Origin of the sequence: Actinoplanes sp. NPDC051859 (genome assembly GCF_044452725.1) — a bacterium.
Classification (GTDB): domain Bacteria; phylum Actinomycetota; class Actinomycetes; order Mycobacteriales; family Micromonosporaceae; genus Actinoplanes.
Genome location: NZ_JBITBX010000004.1, coordinates 140,675 through 162,798, shown reverse-complemented (window position 1 = coordinate 162,798; position 22,124 = coordinate 140,675). Strand labels below are relative to the sequence as shown.

Below are 22,124 nucleotides of genomic sequence, written 5' to 3'. Positions count from 1 at the left end.
CTTACTCCCCGGCCCCGGGCGCGATGATCTCCGTGATCCGGATGCCGAAGTTCTCGTCGATCACGACGACCTCGCCCCGCGCGATCAGCCGCCCGTTCACCAGCAGGTCCGCCGGGCTGCCCGCCGCCCGGTCGAGCTCCACGATCGCGCCCGGAGTCAGCGACAGCAGCTCTCGTACGCTCATCCGGGTGCGGCCCAGTTCGGCCGACACCTCCATCTCGACGTCGTGCAGCATGTCCAGGCCACCGCGCATCGCGGCCGGCTCGGCTGTACCGCGGCGTGCCACCCCGCCGCCACCGGACGCGTCGGCCGGCCAGGGGCTGAGCGACAACGCCAGGACGGCCCGGATATCACCGCCGTCGAGCAGCGGAACTGCCACCGAATCGGGCTTCGCGGCCACCGCGCTGAGCGCTACCCCGGGCTCCATCAGCTGGCCCGGATCGAGCACTACCGGACCGAACGCGCGGGCGGCGGCCTCCAACGCCGGGCGTACAGCGGCGGTCAGGTCCAATTCGCCGAGCGGGCTCTCCTTGAGCGCGTCGGCCAGGTCCTGGCCCACCACGACGACGACCTCGCCGGTGGCCGCACCGCTGAACTTGGCGGTGATCGCCTGGCCGGAGGCCAGCATGTCGGCGCTCGCCGACACGGGCGCGCCGACTGTCAGCTCCCGGCTGGTCGGCAGCACCGCCAGGGCCGCCTGCGCGGCGGTCCGGACCAGCGCGAGCTGCGGGTCGGTGATGGTGGGAGCGGTCATCTACGTTCTTCCTCCCTGGGCGGCGACGGCACGACGAGACACGCGAGCCGGGCCCCCTGGTTACCGGGGACTGCATGGGCGAAGACGGCCTCGTTGACGGTCACCTCGAGCGGGAGGCTGGTCGCGTGTCCCAGCGGCACGACATCTCCGGGGCGTAGATCCACGATGTCATCGGTACGCATCCGAATGGGGTGGAATCGGACAGCTACGTCAATCGGCGCCGCGGAAAGTCCAGCCGTCAGGTTGCGGTGCGCGGTCGCCCGCGCCTGCCGTTCGGCCGGCGTCAGCTCGATCGTCTCCTGCTTCTCCAACACCGGCAGGATCGTGTTGAACGGCAGGCAGATGCTGGCGACGCAGTCCTCGCTGCCGACCTTCATCTCGAACGAGGCGATCACCACGGCATCGCCGGGCTGGTGTGCCCGCAGGAACTGGGCGTTGTACTCGATCTCGCGCAGCTTCGGCTGGATGTCCACCAGGGTTTCGAAGCCGTACCGCAACTCGCCGAGCATGCGTTCCAGGAGGCCGCGCAGCAGCGGCATCTCGACCTCGGTCAGCGGCCGCTCCGGCTGGGGGCCGCCCGGCCCGCCGAGCATGTGGTCGATCGCCGTCATCACCGCGGAACTCGCCAGCTCCAGCAGCACCGTGCCGGGCAGCGGATCCAGGTTCACCACGGCGATCACGGTCGGGTTGGCGAGCGTGGCTACGTACTCGTCGTAGTTCAACTGCTCGATCGAGACGAGGGAAACGCTGCTGATCGTCCGGAGGCGGGTGGTGAGCAGGGTGCCACAGCTGCGGGCGTACGTTTCGAAGGCGATCTGCAGGTTCCGGACGTGATCCCGCGAAAGCTTGATCGGCCGGCGGAAGTCGTACGTGGTGGGTCCCGCGCTCCCGCCGCGGCGGGACATCTTTCCGGGGGATCGCGTCGGAGAGGTGGTCACGTCGTCCTCATCGGCTCGGTTGCGAAGCCGCTGAGCCGTGAGGCGTGCTATCGGGCCCAACGCGACGAATGGGCGGATCCGCACCGTGCGGACCCGCCCACTCGAATCGCTGTACTACTGCGTGACGAACGAGGTGAAGTAGATGCCCATCACCAGGTGCTTGTCGTCGACGTTGTAGGCCTTCTCGATCTTCTCGAGCAGTTCCTTCTTCGCACCTTCGCGACCCTTGTCCGACTCCAGCTCGGCGATCTCCATGCCGGTGTACTGGTCGATCGCCAGGTTGATCGCCTCCGCGGTGTCGACCTCTTCCTCGCCCGCCTCTTCGGTCATCTGCATCGCGAAGCCCATCTTCAGGTAGTGGCCCTCGGCGAGGTTGATGGTCAGCGGGTCCTTGATCGCGATGACCGCGCCCTTGACCGGCTCCTCGACCGCCTCGGCCTTGTCACCCTTGAAGAACATGAAGTACGCGCCCGCGCCGCCGCCACCGAGCAGCAGGACGGCCGCCACGATGATGATGAGCATCTTGCTGGACTTCTTGGGCGCCTCGGCCGCTGCGTCCTTCTCTTCTGCCATCGGAACTCCTCCTGTCGCTATCAGTCGTGGGACGTGGTGGTCGTGGTCGTGTGGGTGGTGCTCTCGCCGGTGGTGGCCCCCGTAGTGGCCGTCCCGGTGGTCGTTTCGGACGTGCCGGTCGCGGACTTAGCCTTAGCGGCCGCCGCGGCCGTGGTCTCACCGGTGTGCAACTTGGCGTCCTCGCCGGCCGCCGCCGGCAGCAGCGCCGCCTGCTCGGCGTTGAGCGAGGTCAGCACGACCACGTCGACACGGCGGTTCATCGTGACCGACCGCGGGTCCTTCGGGTCGACGAGCGGGTGGGTGTCGGAGAACCCGACCGCGCTCATCCGGCCCTTGGCCAGACCGTGGTCGCCGAGGTAACGCACTGTTGCTGAGGCGCGGGCCGCGGACAACTCCCAGCCGCTGGGGTAGTACGTGACCGCTGCCTTGAGCTGGTTGGTGTGCCCGTCGACCTCGACGTTGTTGGGCAGCTTGGCCAGCGCCGGCGCGATGGCGTCGAGGATCTTCCGGCCACCGGACTTCAGCTCGGCACGGTTGCCCGCGAACACCACCTCGTTGGTCACGACGGTGATGACCAGACCGCGCCGGTCGATCGAGAACTTCACGTGCTCGAGCAGCTTCGCGGCGGCCAGGGCGTCGGCCACCTTGCGCTCGATCTCCTTCATGCTCTCCGCCTCGCCGGCGGCAGCCTTGGCGTTCTTCGAGGCCTGCTTGCGGTCCTCGGCCTTGATGGCCCGGGCCACCGCGTCGGCCTGCTCCTTGCTCATACCGGTGGTGCCCGTGCCGCCGTCACCCGGGTTGGTGCCCGGGTCGATGGCGACCACGTTGGTCGCCTGGCCGGCCCCGTCGAGGACCGCCGGGCTGCCCTGGAAGGCCGCGCTCTGCGCACCGAACCCGGCCGAGAGACCGGCTGCCAACTCGGCGAACTTCGCCTTGTCGACGTTGCTCATGCTGAACAGCACGACGAACAGAACGAACAAGAGGGTCAGCATGTCCGCGTACGACACGAGCCAGCGCTCGTGGTTGACGTGCTCCTCGTGCTCCTCGTGGCCGCCCTTCTTGCGGCGCGCGCCTCCCCCAGAACTCATGGTTATGCAGCCTTCTTCGTCGTAGCGGCCGACTCGGCGGCCTTAGCGGCGTCGGGCGGGAGCAGACTGCGCAGCTTCTGAGCGACCAGTCGCGGGTTGGAGCCGGCCTGGATGGCCAGAACACCGTCGATGACCAGCTCCATCTCGTCCGCCTCGATGCCCGAGAGCCGGGTCAGGCGGGCCGCGAGCGGCAGGAACATCACGTTGGAGGAGAGCACGCCCCACAGGGTCGCGACGAACGCCGCGGCGATGGAGTGGCCGAGCGTCTCCGGCTTGTCCAGGTTCTCGAGCACGTGCACGAGGCCCATGACCGTACCGATGATGCCGATGGTCGGTGCGTAGCCGCCCATGTTCTCGATGATCTTCGTGCCGGCCTTGTCGGCCTTCTTCTTCGCGGCGATCTCGGCGTGGAGGATGTCGTGCAGCTCCTCCGGGTCCGTACCGTCGATCGCGAGCTGCAGGCCACGCTTCAGGAACGGGTGGTCGACCGTCTTGACCGCGTCCTCGAGGGCCAGCAGGCCCTCGCGGCGGGCCCGCTCGGCCAGCTTCACGATGTTGTCGACCAGCTCGTTCGGCGGGGCGACCTTGGCCAGGAAGGCCTTCTTCAGCAGGAGGCCGACGCCCAGCGCGTCCTTCATGACACCGCCGGCCATGGAGGCCATGAAAGCGCCGCCGAAGACCAGCAGCATCGCCGGGAGCAGGAGGATAGAGGTCGGCGTGCCGCCCTCCAGGATCTGCACCACGAAGATGATGATCAGGGCGACGACAACACCAATGATGGCGGCGAGGTCCATGGTCAGCGGTCCTTTCGGTGCAGCTGGAGCACGTTCGCGGTGGCCTGCGAGTCGGGCTCTTCGACGGGCTGGATCATCAGGGCGGGCTCAGCCTCTACCCGGCTCGCCTGGGCGATCAGCGAGGCGCGGTAGTGGCGCACCGAGTCGATGAACTCGGGCACGGACTCGGCGATGACGTACTTGGTGCCGTCCACCAGCGTGATGACCGTGTCGGGCGTGCAGTCAGCGCGCTCGACGAGGTCCGGGTTGAGGGCGAAAACGGTTCCGTTGAGGCGGGTTACGAGAATCACGACATCCGTCCTTGGGGCGTCTTAGCGGCGGCTGGTGGGGCCATCCGTGGCCCGTTACCTGACCCTTCGGCGTACTTCCGGTTGCCGATGAGCGCGGGTCGGTCGCTATCCGGGTGCGAGCTGCCGGCTTGTCTCGGACATGAAGAAGCCGGGGCGGGCGAGGGGCCCGTCCCGGCTTCTGCCGGCGATGAGAGTGCGGCTACTAGCGCTTCAGGTTGACGAGTTCCTGGAGGATCTCGTCGGAGGTCGTGATGATGCGGCTGTTGGCCTGGAAGCCACGCTGGGCGATCACCAGGTTGGTGAACTCCTGGGCCAGGTCGACGTTCGACATCTCCAGTGCGCCGTTGTTGATCAGGCCGAGTCCGGCCGAGCCCGCGGCGCCTACCTGGGCGAGGCCGGAGTTCACCGTGCTGCGGAACATCGAGTCGCCGATCTTCTCGAGACCGTTGACGTTGTTGAAGTTGGCCAGGGCGAGCTGGCCGAGCGTCTGCTTCATGCCGTTGGAGAACACACCGACGATCTGACCGGTGTTCGACACCGTGTACGAGCTCAGGATGCCTGCCGCCGAACCGTCCGACGCACTCACCCGGGCCTCGGTCTGACCGCTGTACTGGGTGATGTCGGTGATGTCGAAGGTGTATGCGCCGAGCGCCACGCTCTTGACCGGCGTGGTCAGGTCCAGCGGGTCGACCGGCTTACCGTTCGGCATGGTGATCGTGTACGGCGGAGTCGCGGGGTTCGTATACGGGTCGAGCGGGTCCCCACCGTCGGGCAGGGTCATCGACCACTCCGTGGCGCTTTCCTTCCGCAGACGTACGTTCAGCGTGCTGGACGCGCCGTTCGCGTCGACCACCGGGACCGGGATGATCTTGAATTCACCGACCTGCGCCTCGAAGGAAAGGTTGCCGGTCAGCGTGACGTTCTCGGTCACCTCGGGCTTGAGGCTGATGCCGATCGGCAGCTTGATCGGCCCCGGCGCACCCGCCGTGTTGACCTCGCCGTCGGTGTCGGCGCCCCAACCCTGCACGACCTGCCCGTTGGGCGTGGTCAGCGAGCCGTTGGCGTCGAAGGTGAACGAGCCGGCCCGGGTGTACAGCGTCTCGCCGCCACCCTTGACCATGAAGAAGCCGTCACCCTGGATCATCATGTCGCCGGACTTACCGGTGGTTTGCGCGGCGCCCTGGCTGAAGTTGGCGTTGACGCTCGCGGTGCGCACACCGAGACCGACCTGCGCGGGGTTGGTACCACCCGAGTCGTTCTGCGGCGCACCGGCGGCGTTGACCATCTGCGACAACGTGTCCTGGAAGACCGTCTGACTCGACTTGTAACCGGTGGTGTTGACGTTGGCGATGTTGTTGCCCGTCACGTCCATCATCTGCTGGTGTGCGCGGAGCCCACTGATGCCGGAGAAGAGAGAACGCAGCATAGGTCAGATTTCCTTCGTGGTAGCGGAATCGGAGGCGGTGTTCGTGGTCTGTCCAGCGGTGCCCATGGTGCCCGACTCGGCGGCAGCCTGAGCGGCTGCCGTCCCGGCGGCGGCCGCGCCCGCGGAGGCGGGGGCGGTCGTGCCGGTCGGGGTGGTCGCGGCAGGGCTGGCGGTGCCGGGAGCGGGGCTCGCGGCGGTGCCAGTCGTGCCGGTCGGGCTGGTGCTGCCGGTGGGGCTGGTGGCGGCGGCTGCGGGCTGCGCGGCTCCCGTCTGCTGGACTTCCGTGACCTTGGACAGCGCTACATCCGTGTTCCCGACCACGATCGTCGGTTCGCTGTCTCCGTTGAGCTTGGACTTCGTGACGACGCCGGTCTGCGTGGCGCCGCTGGCGTCCTGGTAGGTGACCGTGCGGCCGACCAGCGAGCTTGCGCCGATCAACTGCTGGGCCTGCATCATCTCGGCGATCTGACCGAGCTTCTCGACCTGGGTGAACTGGGCCGTCTGCGCCAGGAACTGGGTGGAGTCCGCCGGGTTCGACGGGTCCTGATACTTGAGCTGGGCCACCAGAAGCTTCAAGAACGTGTCCTGGTCGGCGATGTTCTTACCGCTGCCGGCGTCCGTCGACGTCTTGTTGGTGTACATCGACGTCGAGGTGGCCTTCGCGTTGTCGTAGTTGGTGCTGACAAACCCGTTGATCGGCGAAGTCATTGGCCGGTCCTCCTGATGTCGCGGTGGTGACCCTCGCACTCAGGTTCGGCGGGCTCGCCGATTCGCTTAGCCCCAATTTTGCGGACGGGCGAGCTTATGCCCGGGTGTCGAGACGGCTGTTGCCCTGCGCGTCGGTAGTGATCGGTGGGGCGGTCTCCACCGGTTCCGGGGCGGCAGTCGACGCGCTCGAGGCAGTGCCCTGGCCCCGCCCGCTGTTCTCGCCGTTGTTCATGAAGGCGAACTGCTGCCGCGCCTGTTCTTGGCTGGAGCCCTGGCGCAGGTCCAGCGACGCGTTGCCGTACCCGGACTGCTGCAGTTCCCGGCGCAGCTCGTCCATCGCCTCGCGCAGCGACTCGTGACCCGCGTCCGTCGAACTGGAGAGCTGAACGTTGATCTCGCCGTTGCGGAACTCGGCCACGACCTGCACCGGACCGAGGTCGACCGGGTGCAGGTTGACGGTGAGCCGGTGAATCCCCTCGGCGTCCAGCCGCAGCGGGGTGATCCGCGCGGCCAGCTGCATCGCGATCGGACCGGGCAGCGGCGGGGCCGGGGCGTGCTGGGTGACCGGTGCGGTGGGTGCCGCAGGTGCCGCCGGGCCGGTGGGTGCGACACCGGCGATACCGACCGGCGCCTCCTGACCGGGTAGCCCGAACGTGCTCTGACTCGGCTGCGGAGCAAATGTTCCCTGGCCTGGCGTACCGCCGGCGTTGCCGCCGGCCGCTTCGCCGCTGTCCGAGCCGCCCGCGTTTCCGCCGGCAGAGCCCTCCGCTGTCGGGCCGGCGAGCGGCGGTGTCTCGGTGTCCGTGGTGGGCGTGCCGTTAGGGTCCGGCGGGGCGACAGCGGCCTCGGTCGTGGCGGCGGCTGCCGCGGCGTCGGTCGCGGACACCAGCCCGGCCGTGACGGCCGTGGTCGGCGGGGCCGCAGGTACGGGTGCGGCCGATGTGGTGGCTTGGGCGGCAGCAGCACTCGGGTCCGTGACGACCGGAGCCGCCGTGCCGGCTGCACCCGGGAGGCCCGTGCCAGCAGCACCCGGAAGGGCCGCACCCGGTGCGACAGTGCCCGGCAGGGCCGATGCGGACCCGAGCGGAGCCGGGGTGGCCGGACCGTTCGCTGTCGGAGCCGCCGGCACCGGAGTGCCGGTGAGCCCGGCTGCATCGGTGGTGGTCGGCTGGGGACCGCCTACGAGGCCGGTCAGCGGGATCCCACCCGGGGTGCCGCCGGACGCGCCCGGAGTGCCAGGCGCAGCGGTGGGTTCGCCGGTGGGAGCGGCCGCTGCTCCAGGCGTTGCAACCTGTGCCGCGTTCGCGGTGGCGGTCAGCGCGCCGGTTGCTACGGCGGGCTGCGCCCCGGCCGCCGCGATGGGCTGACCAGTCGTGGCGGCGGCGGTCGCGGCAGTGGCGGCGGTGGTAGCAGTGGCAGCGGCGGCCTGAGCGTCGGCAGCGACCAGTGCGGCGTTTGCCGCGCTGAGCTGGGCGTTGGCGGTGGCGGCCTGGGCGGTCGCAGCCGCAGCCTTTGCCGCGTCGAGCGGGGCGGCAGTGCCGGCGGAGGCCGCAGCTGCCGCAGCAGTGTCCGGGGCAGCGGCCGTGGCCGTTGGGGCCGCAGCGGCGCCCGCAGCAAGGGCGAGATGCGCCGCCGTCGTGGTTGCCTCGGTCTTCGGCTCGTCCTGCTCGTGCTCGCGAGGCTCAGCGGACTCGACCTGATCGGCAGGGCGGGAATCGACAGCCCGTCGGTTCTCCGGGCGAGCGGTCTCCGGACGGCTCGCCCGCGGCCGAGTCTCGTCCGAGCGGGTGGTCTCGGGGCGCTGCGCCGCCCGGCGAGCCGCTGCCCGGTCCTGGGACAGGCGCTGCTGCTGGGCCGTACGGTCCTGGGCGGCACGCAGCTGGAAGCCGCGGGCAACGGCCGCATCGGCGGAACGTTCCGCACGGGCCCGGTCCCCGGCGATGCGGTCGGCGGCGGACCGCGCGATGTCCGCGCGCTCGGCGGCCCGCTGGTCGGCGGCACGACTCTGGAGGCGGTCCTCGGCCCGGTCCCGGGCCTGCGCGGCCTGCGTACGGTCCCGGACCTGCTCCTTCTGCGGGCGGTCCAGCTCGGCGGACAGGGCCGACCCGAACGCCTCGCCGCCGTCGCTGGACCGCGCCGTCCGAGAGCCGGGGTCGACGACCGACTTGCGGTCCGGACCGGTGACGGAGCTCGTCATGGAGTGCCTCTTCTCGTCAGGGCGCTCAGCCGAGGGCGGCCAGGGCCTTCTGGACCTTCGGCACGTACTTCTGGGTCTCGGCGAACGGCGGGATGCCGCCGTACTTGTGCACGTTGCCGCCGCCGGCGTTGTACGCGGCCAGCGCCAGGTCCACCGACTTGAACTCCTTCAGGTTGTTGCGCAGGAGCTTCGCGGCGCCGTTGATGGCCTGCTCAGGGTCGAAGGAGTTCTTGACGCCGAGGCCGCGGGCGGTGGCCGGCATGAGCTGCATGAGGCCCTGCGCGCCGGCCGGACTGACCGCCTTCGGGTTGTAGCCCGACTCGACCTTGGCCACGGCGGCCAGCAGCTTCGGCGAGACGCCGTACTTGGCGCCGGCGCGGACGAACATGTCCGCGTACGGGACGCCGGCGAGTGAGGAGGAGTTCTGCAGGCTGGCCGGGCGTACGGCACCGGCTGCTCCGGCGGCGGTCGTGGCTGCGGTGCCCGCGGCGGCGTCGGTGCTGAGAACGCGCCGGATGTGGGTCGGCTTCTCGTACACCGACTGGATCTTGACCTCGTCGCCCGGCTTCGGCGCCGCGATCATCTTGTTGTTGCCGAGGTAGATGGAGACGTGATCGACGGGTGAGTTGAACGCGAGGATGTCACCAGGCTTGGCGTTGGCGAGCCCGTCGACCTTCGTGCCGACCTTGGCCTGCTGGCTCGACGTCCGAGGCAGGTCGATGCCCATGTCCTTGTACGCCCGCTGCACCAGCGCGGAACAGTCGAGTCCCTTGTCCGGATTGGTGCTGCCGAACACGTACGGGGTGCCGAGATACTTCTTCGCCGCGTCGACGATCGACTGCCCGGTGACCCCAGAGGAGGTCGTGCCGGTGGTGCCGGTGGCGCTGGCGAGGGCACCGGCGAAGGTCTTGCCGTTGGCGGCGGTGATGGTGCTCGCGGCGGCTGAATTGGGGCTGAGTTGCGTCTGCAACTCGGAGATACGGGCCAAAACGCCCTGCACACCCATCATGCGCGGCTCCCGTGATCGAGGTCGGCATTCCCTTCGTCTTCGAGTTCGGCGGGTTCCGGGGTGCTCTTAGCGGCAAGCGACAACTGCGCACGAGCGCGGTCTATCGCCACCCGCGCGTCCGCCAGGTCGATCCCTCGCTGGGCTGCCACCGAGTTCGCGGTTTCCCGGGCGATGTCCTCGCGAGCGGCTGCGGCGGCGAGCCGGTCGGCGACGCTGCCCCGGCCGGTGCGCAGCGCGTTAGCGCGCTCCTCGGTCTGCGCGTCGACACCGCGGGCTGCGTTGCGGGCCTTTGTGGTTACCGCGATCTCGTCGATGTTGTTCTGTTCCACGGTCATGTCGTGCTTGCGGACGGTCTCGGCGTGCCGCTCGGCCATCATCTCCACCGCCCGGCGGCGCTTGGCTGCGTCGGCCAGCTCGGCGACCTTCTCCTTGGTCCGCTCTTCGGCCTCGGCGACCATCCGGTGGGCGCCGGCGATCGTGGCGGCCATCGACTGCCGGGCCACCATCGACGCGACCATCGCCCGCGCGGTGCCCTCGGAGGGCGCGTCCGCACCGGCCAGATCGAGCTGTCGTCGCTTGACTAGTGCCTGCGCGTCCCGGATCTCCTGGCGGGACTGGATCACCGCGCCGCGGGCGGCGTCCTCCTGGGCCTTACGGGCACGCAGCACGGGGCCGAGCCGGAAAAAGCGGTTCACGAGACCTCCCAGGAAGAGCCGTTCACTTTCCCGGTCGGCCTCCCGGCTGGACCACTGAGCGCCTGCACCCGACCTGCTCCCCAGCGTGCCCCGGGCGCCTTCTCGCGACGCAGCCGCCGCGGGCGCTTTCTCGCGACGCAGCCGCCGCGGGCGCTTTCTCGCGACGCAGCCGCCGCGGGCGCTTTCTCGCGACGCAGCCGCCACGGGCGCTCTCTCGCGAGGCGCCCGCCCCGGCGTCCCCGGCGAAGCAGCCGCCGCGCAGGCCCGTGCGGACAGAAATGACCCGCACCCTCGCCCGGCGCGGGCGCGATGGCCCGGACCACGTGTCGTGGCCGCCTGGTGGGGGCGGTGCGGTGCTGTGTCCGTACCGAAAAGGATCAGGAAGCCGCGATCAGCTGGCGCAGTTGCATCCAGGCTTGCTCGGCGGAGACCTTCTCGTCCAGGCCCTGCCGCAGGAAGGCGGTGATCTGCGGCCAGATCGCGGTCGCGCGGTCCGCTTCTGGATTGGTGCCGGGCACGTAGGCACCGATCTCGACCAGCTCGCGGACGTCGCGGTGGGCCGCCATCATGCGGCGCAGCTCGGTTGCATCGCTCTTCTGCTCCGGGGTGGTGATCTTGTTGGCTACCCGGGAGATCGAGTCGAGCGACTGGATGCTCGGGAAGTGCCCGGCGGTGGCAAGTTTGCGGTCCAGCACGATGTGCCCGTCCAGGATCGACCGCGCGGCGTCGGCGATCGGTTCGTTGTGATCGTCACCCTCGACCAGCACCGTGTAGAGGCCGGTGATGCTGCCGCGTGCGCCCGGCCCCGCCCGCTCCAGCAGCGACGCCAGCATCGCGAACACCGACGGGGGATAGCCGCGGGTCGCCGGCGGCTCGCCGACCGACAGGCCCACCTCACGCTGGGCCATCGCCGCGCGGGTGACGCTGTCCATCAGCATGAGGACGTCGCCGCCCTCGTCCCGGAAGTATTCGGCGATTCGGGTCGCCACCAGCGGGGCTCGCAGCCGCACCAGCGGTGGAGTATCCGACGTCGCGATCACCACCACCGAGCGGGCCAGGCCTTCCGGTCCCAGGTCGTGCTCGATGAACTCGCGCACCTCGCGGCCGCGCTCGCCGACCAGGGCGACGACGTTGAGCTCCGCCGTGGTGCCCCGGGTGATCATGGACATCAGCGTGGACTTACCGACACCGGAGCCCGCGAAGATGCCGATGCGCTGCCCACGGCCGCACGGGACGAGCGTGTCGAGCACCCGGACGCCGAGCGGCATCGGGGCGTCGACGAGTTGACGTTCCATGGCCGACGGCGGGGCCGCCTCGATGCTCACCAGATCGCCCCGCAGCGGCGGGCCGCCGTCCATCGGCCGACCCAGCCCGTCCAGGATGCGCCCGCGCAGGTCCGGGCCGACCGCCACGCGCAGCGGGCCGCCGGTGGACACGACCGGACTGCCGGTGCCGAGGCCGTGAATAGGACCGAGCGGCAGGCAGGACAGCCGTTCACCGTCCAGAGCTGCGACCTCGGCCAGGACTGCTTCCTCGCCCTCACCGATCTGCAACAGGTCGCCGACCCGGCCCTCCAGACCGCTGACGGTCACCCGGAGGCCCACCGCACCCGTCACCTTGCCGCGGCTCAACGGCTTCGCGGCGGTCAGGGCGGCGTTGATGCGGTTGCGGAATACGTCGGTCACCGGCGTCGACTCCTTACAGTCGCAGAGCTTCCTTCGCTCTGGACACGGCTGCGGCGATGGAAGCGTCGACCGTCGTGGTGCCGGTCTCGGCCACCGCGTCGCCCGGGTGCAGGGCGGGATCCGGGCGCAGGTGCACCGGCCGCCCCTCGTAGTTGTAGTCGGCGTTCGTTGCCGTACCGACGAGATTGCGGAAATCCTCCGGATGCAGGGTCACCGTGATGTCGCCCTGATCCGGCGCGGCGGCCATCGCCCGGTGGAGAGCGGCCACGGCTCGACCCTCGGGATCCTCCATCGCCCGGCCCACGATCGCCTCAGCGAGCTCGAAGGCGTGCACCAACACCGCGTCCTGCAACTCCTGCAGGGTCGGCATGAGCTGGGTCTCCAGGTTGGTGACGGCCCGGCCCAGGGCGTTGACCGCCTGCGCGAGCGAGGTGGCCCGGCGCTGCTCGTGCGCGTGCTCCCGCGCCCGCGCCCGCTCCGCCGCCGCCTCCGCCTCCATCGCCGCGGCCCGCTGGCCCTGCGCCCACCCCTCGGCGTACCCGGCGGTGCGGGCCTCCTGTTTCGCCCGCTCCACCGGAGCGCTGTCGTTGGGTACGCCGCGGCGCAGGTCCACGCCGAACGTCACCGCCGACGCGGACTGTGCCACCGAACCGCGCAGCACCGACCGTTCCTCAGGCGACGAGCTCATCGGCCTCGCCGCCACGCTGGATCTCGATCTGGCCGGAGTCCTCGAGCGAGCGGATCACCGAGACGATCTTCTGCTGCGACTCCTCGACCATCTTCACCTTGACCGGGCCCATGAGGTCCATCTCCTCGAGCAGGTTGTCCCGGCCCCGCTCGGACAGGTTCTTGGTGACCTTCTCGCGGACCTCGTCGTTGACGCCCTTGAGTGCGGTGGCGAGGTCGGACGGCTCGACCTGACGCAGCACCAGCTGCACCGACCGGTCGTCCAGGTTCACGATGTCCTCGAACATGAACATCCGCCGCCGGATCTCCTCGGCGATCTCCGGGCTGCGAGCCTCCAAGGCTTCGAGGATGAGCCGCTCGGTGGTGCGGTCGGCCCGGTTGATGATGTCCACCAGGGGGCCGAGGCCGCCGACCGTGGACAGTTCGTCGGGCTGCAGCACGGTGGAAAGCTTGCGCTGCAACGCCATCTCGACCTGACGGATCACGTCGGGCGAGGTGCGGTCCATGACCGCGATCCGGTGCGCCACGTCCGACTGCACCTCGGGTGCCAGCCCGGACAAGATCGAGGACGCCAGCGCCGACGGGATGTGCGCCAGCACCAGCGCGATGGTTTGCGGGTGCTCGTGCTGCACGTACGAGAGGAGTTGCCGGGGGTCGGCGTGGCTCAGGAAGTTGAACGGCATGTCGGTCATCGACGCCTGGAGCCGGTCCAGGATCAGCTGGGCCCGCTCACTGCCGAGGGAGGCTTCCAGGAGCTCTCGCGCGTACGCCATGCCGCCCGCCCCGGCGTGCTTCGTCGTCGCCAGCGCATAGAACTCGTCGATGACGTCGCCGACCACCTCGGGCTCCAACTTGCCGAGCCGGGCGATCTCGGCCGAGAGCTCCTCGACCTCGTTCTCCTTCATGTTGGCCATGACCTTGGAGGAGTACTCCTTGCCCATGCGCACCAGGAGGATTGCCGCCTTGCGCAGACCGGTCATCGATGTCGTGCTCAGCGCGGGGGTGGACAATGCGGTTCCTCCTTGAACCAGGGGACTCTGCTAGGACGGTCAGCGGCCGGCGCCTGCGCCGGCGCCGAGCCAGCCGCGGAGCAGGGCGGCCATCTCCTCGGGCTGGTCCTGGACCATCTGCTCGATCTCGCGCTGGCGACCCTCGAGCTCCTCGTAGCTGACGTTCGCGGCCTCGATGGCCTGCGACGGGATTGCCGCGTTCAGCTCGAGGAGCCGCTGGTTCTCCAGCGCCGCCTGCATGTCCTCCAGGTGCTTGAGCTCGGCCGGGGTCAGCGCCTTGCGCTTCTTCTGCTTCCGGCTCCAGCGCCACGCGATGAAGATCAGCAGCAGGACGATCAGGGCCATCGCCGCCGTCTTGATGAGCGAGGTCTGCTTCACGCTCTGCTCCGCGGCGGCCGAGGCGGCCAGCGCGTCCTTGGCGGCGGTCGCGGCACTGGTGTCGAACGCCATCGCGCTGACCGCGATCGTGTCACCGCGGGTCGGGTCGATGCCCGCCGCCGCGCTGACCAACTGCTGCACGTCGGCCTGGTTCACCGCACCGGCGGTGGTGGCGTCGAGCAGGACGGCGACGTTGAGCCGCTTGATACCACCCGGAGCACTGTTGCGCGCCTCGGTGGTCTTGTTGACCGCGTTGTTGCGGGTGACATTGCTGTTCTCGTACTGGCTGCCGCTCGCCGTGCCCGCGTCGACCGGCACCTGGACGTTGTCCGGGCCGAGGACGCCACCCGAACCGGTGCCGTTGCCGTTGTACGCCTCGCGCTGGATGCTCTCCGACAGCGCGGCCACCGCCGGATCCGACGAGTACGTCTCGGTGGTGGTCTGCGTCTGGTCGAAGTCCAGTTCGGCGGTGGTGGTGACCACCGCGTGACCGGGACCGACGACGGCATCCAGCATGTTCTGCAACGACGCGTTCAGCCGGTTCTGGAAGGAGACGGTCTGCGCGTCGGAACCGCTGTCGCTGCCGGACGCAATGGCTGCGCCGCCGCCGGTGGAAAGGATCTTGCCATCCGCCCCGGCCACAGTGACGTTGGTCGGGTCGAGACCCTCCACACTGGACGCGACGAGGTGCACGATCGCCTGCACGGTCTGGCCGGACAATGGCTTGGTGGCCGACGACTGCACCAGTACGGAAGCGGTGGTCTTGTTCTGGTCGTCGGCGAAGACGTCCTTCTGCGGAATCACCAAATTGACGGTCGCCGCCTCGACGCCGTCAATGGCCTTGATCGTGTTGGCAAGCTCGCCCTGCAGCGCCCGCTGGTAGTTGGTGTGCTGCATGAAGTCGCTGGTCGTGATGCCCTGCTGGTCGAGCAGCGCGTAACCGGTGTCGGCCTCGCCCGGCAGGCCCTCGCCGGAGAGCTGCAGGCGCAGGTCGTACACCTGGTCCTGCGGGACCATGATCGTGGCGCCGCCGTTTGCCAGCTCGTACGGCGTGCTGGACCCCTGCAACGACTCGACGATCGCGCTGGCGTCCTTGCTGGACAGGTTGCTGAAGAGTGGGGCGTACGCCGGCGTGGACGCCCAGGTCGCGAAGAAGTAGCCCCCGATGGCGAGGGCGAGCAGAGTGGCGATCGTGACAGCCTTCTGTCCCGGGGTGAAGGATTTGAAGGTGTCGCCGACCTTGCGTACGGGAGCGGGGAGACGGTCCGTCATCTCAGGCCTGCATTCTCATGATTTCCTGGAAGGCCTCGACGGCCTTGTTTCGGATCGCCATGGTCAGCTGGAGGCCGAGGCCGGCCTCGGTGGCCGCCATGGTGTATTGCGCCGGGTCCTGCAGGCTGCCGTTCGCCACCTGCACGGCCAGGTCGCCGGCCTTGGTCTGCGCCGCCTGCACGCTCTCCAGGCCCTTGGACAACATTCCCGCGAAGTCGGAGTTCGGCCCGCTGACCTTCTCGGCGCCGGCCGCCCCGCCGATACCCGAAATGCCGGTGACGCCGCCGACGGCGCCGAGCGCACTGATCGGGGAGGTCATGATCAGGCCCTCCCGAGATTGATCGCGGCCTGGTAGGACTCCTTCGCCCGGTCGACAACCGACAGGTTCGCCTGGTAGGAGCGCTGAGCCATCATCATCTGCGCCATCTGGCTGCCCAGGTCGATGTCCGGGCGGCGCACGTAGCCCTCGGTGTCGGCCAACGGGTTGTCCGGCTCGTACGCGAGACGGCCCTCGGCACTGCCCAGGGCGATGCCGCCGACCTGTGCACCGTTGCCGTCCTGAGCCTCCTGAGCCACGACGTAACGGGCCTGGAAGGCGTTCTCGGAGGTACGGCTGACATTGTCGATGTTCGCGATGTTGTCGGACACGGCGTCGAGCCACTTGCGGTAGACGGTCACGCCGGTCGCGGCCGTACCGATCGCGTTGAAGGTGCTCATCTGGATCAGGCCCCCTTGATCGCGTCGCGGATCGAGCTGTACTTGCCGTCGAGAGCGCGGATGGCGAGCTGGTAGCGCATCGTGGTGTCGATGTGTGCGAGCGTCTCTTCATCGAGGTTGACGTTGTTGCCGTTGAGGCGGGTCGGCTCGAGCGACTTGAGCACGCTCGGCGTGACCGTCGACGGCGACTGGCCCTGGGCGACGGCGCTGCTGAGCGCCTCCTCGAACTTGACCTTACGAGCCTGGTAGCCGGGGGTCTCGATATTCGCGATGTTGTTGGAGATGGCGTTCTGGCGGGCGGCCAGGCCGGCGACTGCGACGCGGAGCGAGGACTTGGCGACGTCATCGAACACGGCGGTGGTTCCCTTCGGGCGGTACGAGGTGCCTGTCCGTGGCTCCTGGTTGAGCAGTCCTTTGCTCGTACCTTTCGCTTCGGCCTGGAGTCGGATCCGCTGAGCGCCGAACGGTTGCTGACCGGTTGCACAACGAACCCGGCGCCCAAGCAGGGCACCGGGTTCGTCGGTGGAGATGGTGAAGGTGGTGCCGGTGGGTCACATGGCACAGTCGATGTAGGTGGGAATCTGTTTGCCCGCGGCGCCGGCTTCCACCCGTGAGGCGAAAGCGGTTTGCCGGCGGTTGGCGGTCATCGCCAGGGCTGCCGCTTTTGCAGCCTCCAACTGGCGGGTCAGGATGAAGTCCGCCCGGGGCCGCAGCTCCAGGGGCAGTGGACCGAGGCCCGGCGGTGGCTCCCATGGCTTCGCCATGGGCAACTCCTGGCTGCGGTGTTCGTCCCTGATCATCCGCTCGACAGCCTCGACGTCCGCCTCGAGCTCGTCCAGGGCGCTGATCCAGGCCTGCCGCCAGTCGTCGGCCACGGGGATCACCCCTCGGCCGCCGCGGCTGCCATCGCCGCTTCGCGCCAGGTGTCGCGCAGCGGTTCCATCAGCTCGCGGATCGCTGTCACCTTGGCGGCGTCGCTCTGCACGTTCGCGTTGACCAGCTCGGTCTCGACGAAGGCGTAGATGGCGGCCAGGCCGGCCGCGCCCTCCCAGGCGTCCAGGTCCAGCGACACGTGCAGCTCGGTGACGATGTCCTGGGCGTGCTTGAGGTTGGTGTTGGCCTCGGTGCGGTTGCCCTCGAGCAGCGCCTGCTCGCCCCGGTTCAGGTCCATGATCAGCCGGTCGAAGAGCATCAGCAGCAGCTTGGCCGGTGAGGCGGTCGCTACGGCGTCGGCGATGTAGCGCTGGCGCATGGCCGGTGAAGGATTGGTCATGAAAAGCGCTCCGCTCAGCCGAGGCCGGCGAGCTGACCCGCCAGCCAGGAGGATTGTTGCTGCATCTTGCCCATCGCGACTTCGAGGTTGGAGAACTGCCGCTCGAGCGCCGACTTGCGCAGGTCCAGCCGCACGTCCCAGGCAGCGACCTGGTCGTTGAGGGACTCGATGGAGTCGTTGCGGCGCTTGATCAGTCCCTGCACCGTGCCCTGCACGACCTTGGTCGGCAGGTCGGTGGGCAACTTCGCCCCCGTACTGGCCAGGGTGCCCACTTCCAGCAGCTTGTTGGCGATGCCCTCCGCCTTGTCCCAGCCGACGTCGAACTTGGTGGCGTTGGCCTTGGCATGCGGCTTTTCGGTGTAGGAGTCGAAGTACGCCTGCGTCTTGGCGGGATCGGCCGTGTAGGACTTGGTGAAGGCGTCCTTGTCGAAGGTGATCTTGCCGTAGCGGTCCACCGCGACGCCGACCGCGTGGAACGAGCCCATCGTGCTGGAACCGCCGGCCACGGTGCTGAGGATCTGCTGGCTCAACTGACGCAGGGCACTGTCGCCGGCCAATGCGCCGGCCGCGGTGTTGCCGGACTTGCCTCTCGTCTGCGTCGCGATCTCGGTCAGGGCCACGTTGGCGGCCTCGACCATGGTCGAGACCTTGGTGGCCAGGGCCTCGGCGTCGGTTTCCAGGCTGATGGTGACGGGTGCGTCGGCGACATCCTGCTTCTTGGTGGCGGTGACGGTCACGCCGGGCTGCACCTCGGCGAAGGTGTTCGTCGCTGAGGTGATGGTGTAAGCGTCGGCCGTCGTACCCACCTTGAGCTGGGCGTCAGCGCCCGCGTTGGTGAGCGTCGGTGTGCCGAGGGTCAGGCCGGACACGGCGTCGGCAAGCAGCTTGGCCGGGTCGTTCTCGTCGGAGAAAGCGGCGGCGGCACCCGAGGTCTTCGCGGTGAGCTGCAGCGTGAACTGGCCCGGTGCCACCTGCACCGCGGAGGCCTTGAACATGGAGTCGGCGTCGCCGTTGATCGCGGCGGCCACCGACGACAGCGACGCGTCCGTCGGCGTGAGGGTCTTCATGGACCCGTCGGCCAGTCGGATGTCGAAGGTGCTGCCCGAGATGGCGGGCGCGAGCAGGGCGTCCTTCGCCGAGGAAACCGTCGCGCCGGTGAAGGTCGCCGTGTGCGTGGAGGCCAGCGACTCGACCTTGAAACTGAACGAGCCGGCCGCGGCGCCGGGCAGCGCGGTGACCACGGCCGCGTCCGAGCTGGAGGTCGCCTTCATGCCGGTCCAACTGCCCGGCTCGCTGAGCGCCTTGGCCGCGGTGACCAGGGCCGACATCTTGCCGTTGATAGCCTGAAGACCGGTCACCGCTTTGTTCTGGACGGCGACCTTATTCTTGAGAGCGGTCTGGGGAAGAGCCTCGACCTGCATGAGCTGGGCAACAGTGCTGGAGGTGCTCATGCCGGTGACAAGTCCGTCGACGCTACCCATCGAGGCGGCCCCTTCGCTTCGTCGATCCTGATTCCTCAGCGATCGATCCTGATACCGGACGGGCGGTCGGCGAGTACGCCGGCCGCCCGTCTATTCGGTTGTTCTCACGGTTTGCTGAGCCGTACCCCGGCTATCAGCGCAGGAGGGACAGAACGCCCTGCTGCGACTGGTTCGCCTGGGACAGCATCGCGGTGCCGGCCTGGGACAGGATCTGCGAGCGGGTGAAGCTCATCATTTCCTGCGCCATGTCGGTGTCACGGATCCGGCTCTCGGACGCCGACAGGTTCTCCACCGACACGTTGAGGCTGTTGATGGTGTGCTCGAGCCGGTTCTGCGAGGCACCCAGCTTTCCTCGCTCGGTGGAGATGTTCTTGACCTCGGCGTCGATCAGGTCGATGTTCGCCGTGGAGCCGACACCACCGACGTTCGCGGCGGCCGCGTCCGTCAGGGCCTTGGCCGCAGCGCCCAGGTCCAGGCTCGACATGTCCACCTCGAGCGTGTCACTGCTGTTAGCACCCACCTGGAAGGTGAGCTTGGAGCCCGTGGTGGTGGTACCCGGCGTACCGGTGCCGTCGTCCAGCAGGTCGACCCCGTTGAACTTGGTCCGCGAGCCGATCGCGGTGATCTCCTCGGACAGCGCCGTCAGCTCGGAGTTGATAGCGTCGAGCGAGTCCTGGTTGTTGCTACCGTTCGCGGCCTGCACCTGCAGGTCACGACCGCGCTGCAGGATCGAGTGCACCTCGTTGAGCGCACCCTCAGCGGTCTGGACGACGCTGACGCCGTCCTGAGCGTTGCGGGTCGCGGTCTTGAGGCCGCCGACCTGGCTGCGCAGACCCTCGCTGATGGCCAGACCCGCGGCGTCGTCGGAGGCCCGGTTGATCCGGAAACCCGACGACAGCTTCTCGAGCGACTTCGACATCTGGTTGTCGGAGACCGAGAGGCTGCGGTAGGCGTTCTGGGCAGCGATGTTCTGGTTGATGCGAAGACCCATGAGACTTCCTCCTTGAGTGGGGTCCAGACCGGCCCGTCCGTGAGCCGTTTGCTTACGCCATCCATGTTCGGCGGGGGCGTACCGGTCTTGAGGAGTATTTGAGAATTCCTCACGCCGATCTTGAGTGGAGGGCTCCGCGTCGGTGGCCGGAACGCCGAAACTCGGTGGCACCTGATTACCAACCGAAACGGGCTCAACTCCTCAGAGAGGCCGCAGACGTGCCGACTTGTCCGGTGAGCGGAGGAGAGCCTCCCGCGGAGACGGAGAAGCCGGTGAGTCTGACCGATCTGTCCAGCGTCCTATGGCGCGCACGCGAGCTGTTGGAGCTTCTCCTGTTCAAGCTCGAGGAAGAGCAGTTGCTCCTCGCCGCGAACCGTTCCCGTTGGCTGGCGCACGCCACCCGCGAGGTGGAAGTGGTGCTGGACCAGATTCGGCAGACAGAAGTGGCCCGAGCGGCCTACGCGCAAGCTGTGGCAGTGGAGCTGGGACTGAACCCGGAAGCGTCACTGGGCGAGCTGGCGGACACCGCCCCGGACCCGTGGTCCGAGCTGTTGCACCAACACCGGCGGGCGTTTCTGACGCTCACCTCGGAGATCAGCGCGATCGCGGAAAGCAACCGCGATCTGCTCACCGCCGGTCAGCGCGCGGCTCGGGAAACGATGCTCGCGTTCGCCGGAACCGTGGAAACGTATGGCCGGCAGGGCAAGACCGTCACGGGCGGCGTGCGCCGCCCCAGCCTGGTGGATGAGGCGATCTGATGGCAAGCAGTTTCGGTGGCATCAACACCGCACTGACCTCGCTCTACGCACAACGTCGCGGGTTGGACGTGACGGGTCAGAACATCGCGAACGCCAACACCGAGGGCTACACCCGGCAGCGCGTCAGCATGCAGTCCCAGGTGGGTGCGACGACGGCATCCATGTATGCCAAGACCGACGGCCTGGGCACCGGCGTCGCCGTGTCCGATGTGCAGCGCCTGCGTGACGACTTCCTGGAGAACCGCGGCCGGACCGAACATGGTGTCAACGCGTTGCTCGCGAACCAGAAGGCGACATACACCTCGATCGAGGATGCGTTCGCCGAGCCGAGCGACACCGCGATCGCCGCACAGTTGCGCGACATGTGGGGTAGCTGGAACGACGTGGCGAACAACCCGCAACTGGCCGCTCCCCGGTCCGCGGTGATCCAGCAGAGCGCCACGGTCGCCGACCAGATGAATGCCGCCCACGAGTCGTTGGCGCGACAGTGGAAGCAGAACGAAGTGCAGATGGCCGGCTACGTCGACGAGGTCAACGGCACTGCTCGGTCGATCGCCCAGCTCAACGACAGCATCGTCAAGGCGAATGCCTCCGGCCTCGCGATCAACGAGGTCGAGGACCGGCGCGACCTGCTGGCGATGAAGCTCGCCGAGCTCACCGGTGCCACCGCCGCGAAGCGGGAGAACGGCACTATGGACGTCTTCATCGGCGGCGATCCTCTGGTCACCGGCACCGTCGTCCGTGAGGTCGACTTCGCCGGTGCGAGCCGGCTCGAGGACCAGGCCAGCAACCCGGTGGCACTGGTCTGGAAGAACGTCCCGGATCCGGCGGCGCGTCGGATCGAGGCCGGCGGCACGATGGGCTCCATGGTCGACACGATGACCAGGATCATCCCGGGCCTGTCCGGGGAGCTCGACTCGGTCGCCAACAACATGATCAACACGGTGAACGCCTTGCACCGCAACGGTCACAGCGTCGACGGGAGCACCGGTCTCGACTTCTTCGGCCGTAAGGCCGACGGTTCGATCGAAGTGCTCGTCAACGACCCGGACCAGGTAGCGGTCGCGGCGACCGCCGGCACCCTCGACAATTCGGTCGCCGACGCGATCGCCGACATCGGTGACTCGTCCGGTGGCCCGGACCGGGAATACGAGAGCATGATCGGCCGGCTCGGCGTCGACGCTCAGGGCACCGCCCGGCGATCCGAGATCCAGTCCGTCGTCACGGAGCAGATCGACGCGGCCCGCGAGAGCGAGTCCGGGGTCAACCTCGACGAGGAAATGACCAATCTGCTGACGTACCAGCGCGGCTACGAGGCCGCGTCCCGGGTCCTGACCACGATCGATTCGATGCTCGACCAGCTCATCAACCGCACCGGCCTGGTCGGAAGGTAAGGAGTA

Annotated in this window: 24 protein-coding genes; 2 read left to right on the top strand and 22 right to left on the bottom strand. The window is 68.7% G+C overall.

Features of this window, described 5'->3' with window-relative positions; all coding sequences use genetic code 11:
* Position 1: 1 nt before the first annotated feature.
* The 22 genes from fliN to ACIA1L_RS11565 all read right to left on the bottom strand — a co-directional run bounded on the left by fliN (position 2) and on the right by ACIA1L_RS11565 (position 19,966).
* Positions 2–754, bottom strand: coding sequence for a flagellar motor switch protein FliN (gene fliN / locus ACIA1L_RS11670; protein ID WP_396072612.1), 753 nt, complete (start codon positions 752–754; stop codon positions 2–4).
* Complete coding sequence (locus tag ACIA1L_RS11665; protein ID WP_396072611.1) at positions 751–1,692, bottom strand: flagellar motor switch protein FliM; 942 nt, start codon at positions 1,690–1,692, stop codon at positions 751–753. Before ACIA1L_RS11665 ends, fliN begins: the two co-directional genes overlap by 4 nt.
* A 114-nt stretch (positions 1,693–1,806) precedes the next feature.
* Positions 1,807–2,265, bottom strand: a complete 459-nt coding sequence (fliL, locus tag ACIA1L_RS11660) for a flagellar basal body-associated protein FliL (RefSeq protein ID WP_396072610.1) — start codon at positions 2,263–2,265, stop codon at positions 1,807–1,809.
* A 20-nt stretch (positions 2,266–2,285) separates the two neighbouring features.
* Entirely contained in the window at positions 2,286–3,353 is a 1,068-nt protein-coding gene (locus ACIA1L_RS11655) for a flagellar motor protein MotB (RefSeq protein ID WP_396072609.1), read from the bottom strand.
* Between the two features lie 2 nt (positions 3,354–3,355).
* Entirely contained in the window at positions 3,356–4,147 is a 792-nt protein-coding gene (locus ACIA1L_RS11650; RefSeq protein WP_396072608.1) for a motility protein A, read from the bottom strand.
* Positions 4,148–4,149: 2 nt separating this feature from the next.
* A complete protein-coding gene (locus tag ACIA1L_RS11645; RefSeq protein WP_396072607.1) occupies positions 4,150–4,437 on the bottom strand; it encodes a flagellar FlbD family protein in 288 nt (95 codons plus the stop codon).
* A gap of 202 nt (positions 4,438–4,639) precedes the next feature.
* A complete protein-coding gene (locus ACIA1L_RS11640) occupies positions 4,640–5,863 on the bottom strand; it encodes a flagellar hook protein FlgE (protein WP_396072606.1) in 1,224 nt (407 codons plus the stop codon).
* 3 nt (positions 5,864–5,866) lie between these two features.
* Positions 5,867–6,571, bottom strand: coding sequence for a flagellar hook assembly protein FlgD (locus ACIA1L_RS11635; RefSeq protein WP_396072605.1), 705 nt, complete (start codon positions 6,569–6,571; stop codon positions 5,867–5,869).
* A 94-nt stretch (positions 6,572–6,665) separates the two neighbouring features.
* Positions 6,666–8,768 (bottom strand): flagellar hook-length control protein FliK, encoded by a 2,103-nt coding sequence (locus ACIA1L_RS11630; RefSeq protein ID WP_396072604.1) that lies wholly within the window; start codon positions 8,766–8,768, stop codon positions 6,666–6,668.
* Positions 8,769–8,793: 25 nt separating this feature from the next.
* Positions 8,794–9,777 (bottom strand): transglycosylase SLT domain-containing protein, encoded by a 984-nt coding sequence (locus ACIA1L_RS11625; RefSeq protein ID WP_396072603.1) that lies wholly within the window; start codon positions 9,775–9,777, stop codon positions 8,794–8,796.
* The gene (locus ACIA1L_RS11620; protein ID WP_396072602.1) at positions 9,774–10,472 is read right to left on the bottom strand and encodes a flagellar export protein FliJ; all 699 of its coding nucleotides are present in this window, start codon (positions 10,470–10,472) and stop codon (positions 9,774–9,776) included. Before ACIA1L_RS11620 ends, ACIA1L_RS11625 begins: the two co-directional genes overlap by 4 nt.
* 377 nt (positions 10,473–10,849) lie before the next feature.
* Complete coding sequence (locus tag ACIA1L_RS11615) at positions 10,850–12,157, bottom strand: FliI/YscN family ATPase (protein ID WP_396072601.1); 1,308 nt, start codon at positions 12,155–12,157, stop codon at positions 10,850–10,852.
* A gap of 13 nt (positions 12,158–12,170) precedes the next feature.
* Complete coding sequence (locus ACIA1L_RS11610; RefSeq protein ID WP_396072600.1) at positions 12,171–12,845, bottom strand: FliH/SctL family protein; 675 nt, start codon at positions 12,843–12,845, stop codon at positions 12,171–12,173.
* Positions 12,829–13,854: a flagellar motor switch protein FliG gene (gene fliG / locus ACIA1L_RS11605; protein WP_396072599.1), complete on the bottom strand. Its 1,026-nt coding sequence runs from the start codon at positions 13,852–13,854 to the stop codon at positions 12,829–12,831. The genes ACIA1L_RS11610 and fliG overlap by 17 nt, the downstream gene beginning before the upstream one ends.
* 39 nt (positions 13,855–13,893) lie before the next feature.
* Positions 13,894–15,504: a flagellar basal-body MS-ring/collar protein FliF gene (fliF, locus tag ACIA1L_RS11600; protein WP_396072598.1), complete on the bottom strand. Its 1,611-nt coding sequence runs from the start codon at positions 15,502–15,504 to the stop codon at positions 13,894–13,896.
* A gap of 1 nt (position 15,505) precedes the next feature.
* A complete protein-coding gene (fliE, locus tag ACIA1L_RS11595; protein ID WP_396072597.1) occupies positions 15,506–15,823 on the bottom strand; it encodes a flagellar hook-basal body complex protein FliE in 318 nt (105 codons plus the stop codon).
* A gap of 2 nt (positions 15,824–15,825) precedes the next feature.
* Positions 15,826–16,221, bottom strand: coding sequence for a flagellar basal body rod protein FlgC (locus ACIA1L_RS11590; protein WP_396072596.1), 396 nt, complete (start codon positions 16,219–16,221; stop codon positions 15,826–15,828).
* A gap of 5 nt (positions 16,222–16,226) precedes the next feature.
* Complete coding sequence (locus ACIA1L_RS11585; protein ID WP_396072595.1) at positions 16,227–16,574, bottom strand: flagellar basal body rod protein FlgB; 348 nt, start codon at positions 16,572–16,574, stop codon at positions 16,227–16,229.
* Positions 16,575–16,772: 198 nt separating this feature from the next.
* Complete coding sequence (locus ACIA1L_RS11580; RefSeq protein WP_396072594.1) at positions 16,773–17,096, bottom strand: hypothetical protein; 324 nt, start codon at positions 17,094–17,096, stop codon at positions 16,773–16,775.
* Between the two features lie 5 nt (positions 17,097–17,101).
* Entirely contained in the window at positions 17,102–17,494 is a 393-nt protein-coding gene (gene fliS, locus ACIA1L_RS11575) for a flagellar export chaperone FliS (RefSeq protein WP_396072593.1), read from the bottom strand.
* Between the two features lie 14 nt (positions 17,495–17,508).
* Complete coding sequence (gene fliD / locus ACIA1L_RS11570; RefSeq protein WP_396072592.1) at positions 17,509–18,975, bottom strand: flagellar filament capping protein FliD; 1,467 nt, start codon at positions 18,973–18,975, stop codon at positions 17,509–17,511.
* Positions 18,976–19,108: 133 nt separating this feature from the next.
* A complete protein-coding gene (locus ACIA1L_RS11565; protein ID WP_396072591.1) occupies positions 19,109–19,966 on the bottom strand; it encodes a flagellin in 858 nt (285 codons plus the stop codon).
* A gap of 272 nt (positions 19,967–20,238) precedes the next feature.
* Between ACIA1L_RS11565 and flgN the strand changes: the two genes are divergently transcribed.
* Together flgN and flgK are read left to right on the top strand one after the other, a co-directional pair.
* Positions 20,239–20,724, top strand: a complete 486-nt coding sequence (gene flgN, locus ACIA1L_RS11560; RefSeq protein WP_396072590.1) for a flagellar export chaperone FlgN — start codon at positions 20,239–20,241, stop codon at positions 20,722–20,724.
* Positions 20,724–22,118: a flagellar hook-associated protein FlgK gene (gene flgK / locus ACIA1L_RS11555; RefSeq protein WP_396072589.1), complete on the top strand. Its 1,395-nt coding sequence runs from the start codon at positions 20,724–20,726 to the stop codon at positions 22,116–22,118. Before flgN ends, flgK begins: the two co-directional genes overlap by 1 nt.
* Positions 22,119–22,124: the final 6 nt, after the last annotated feature.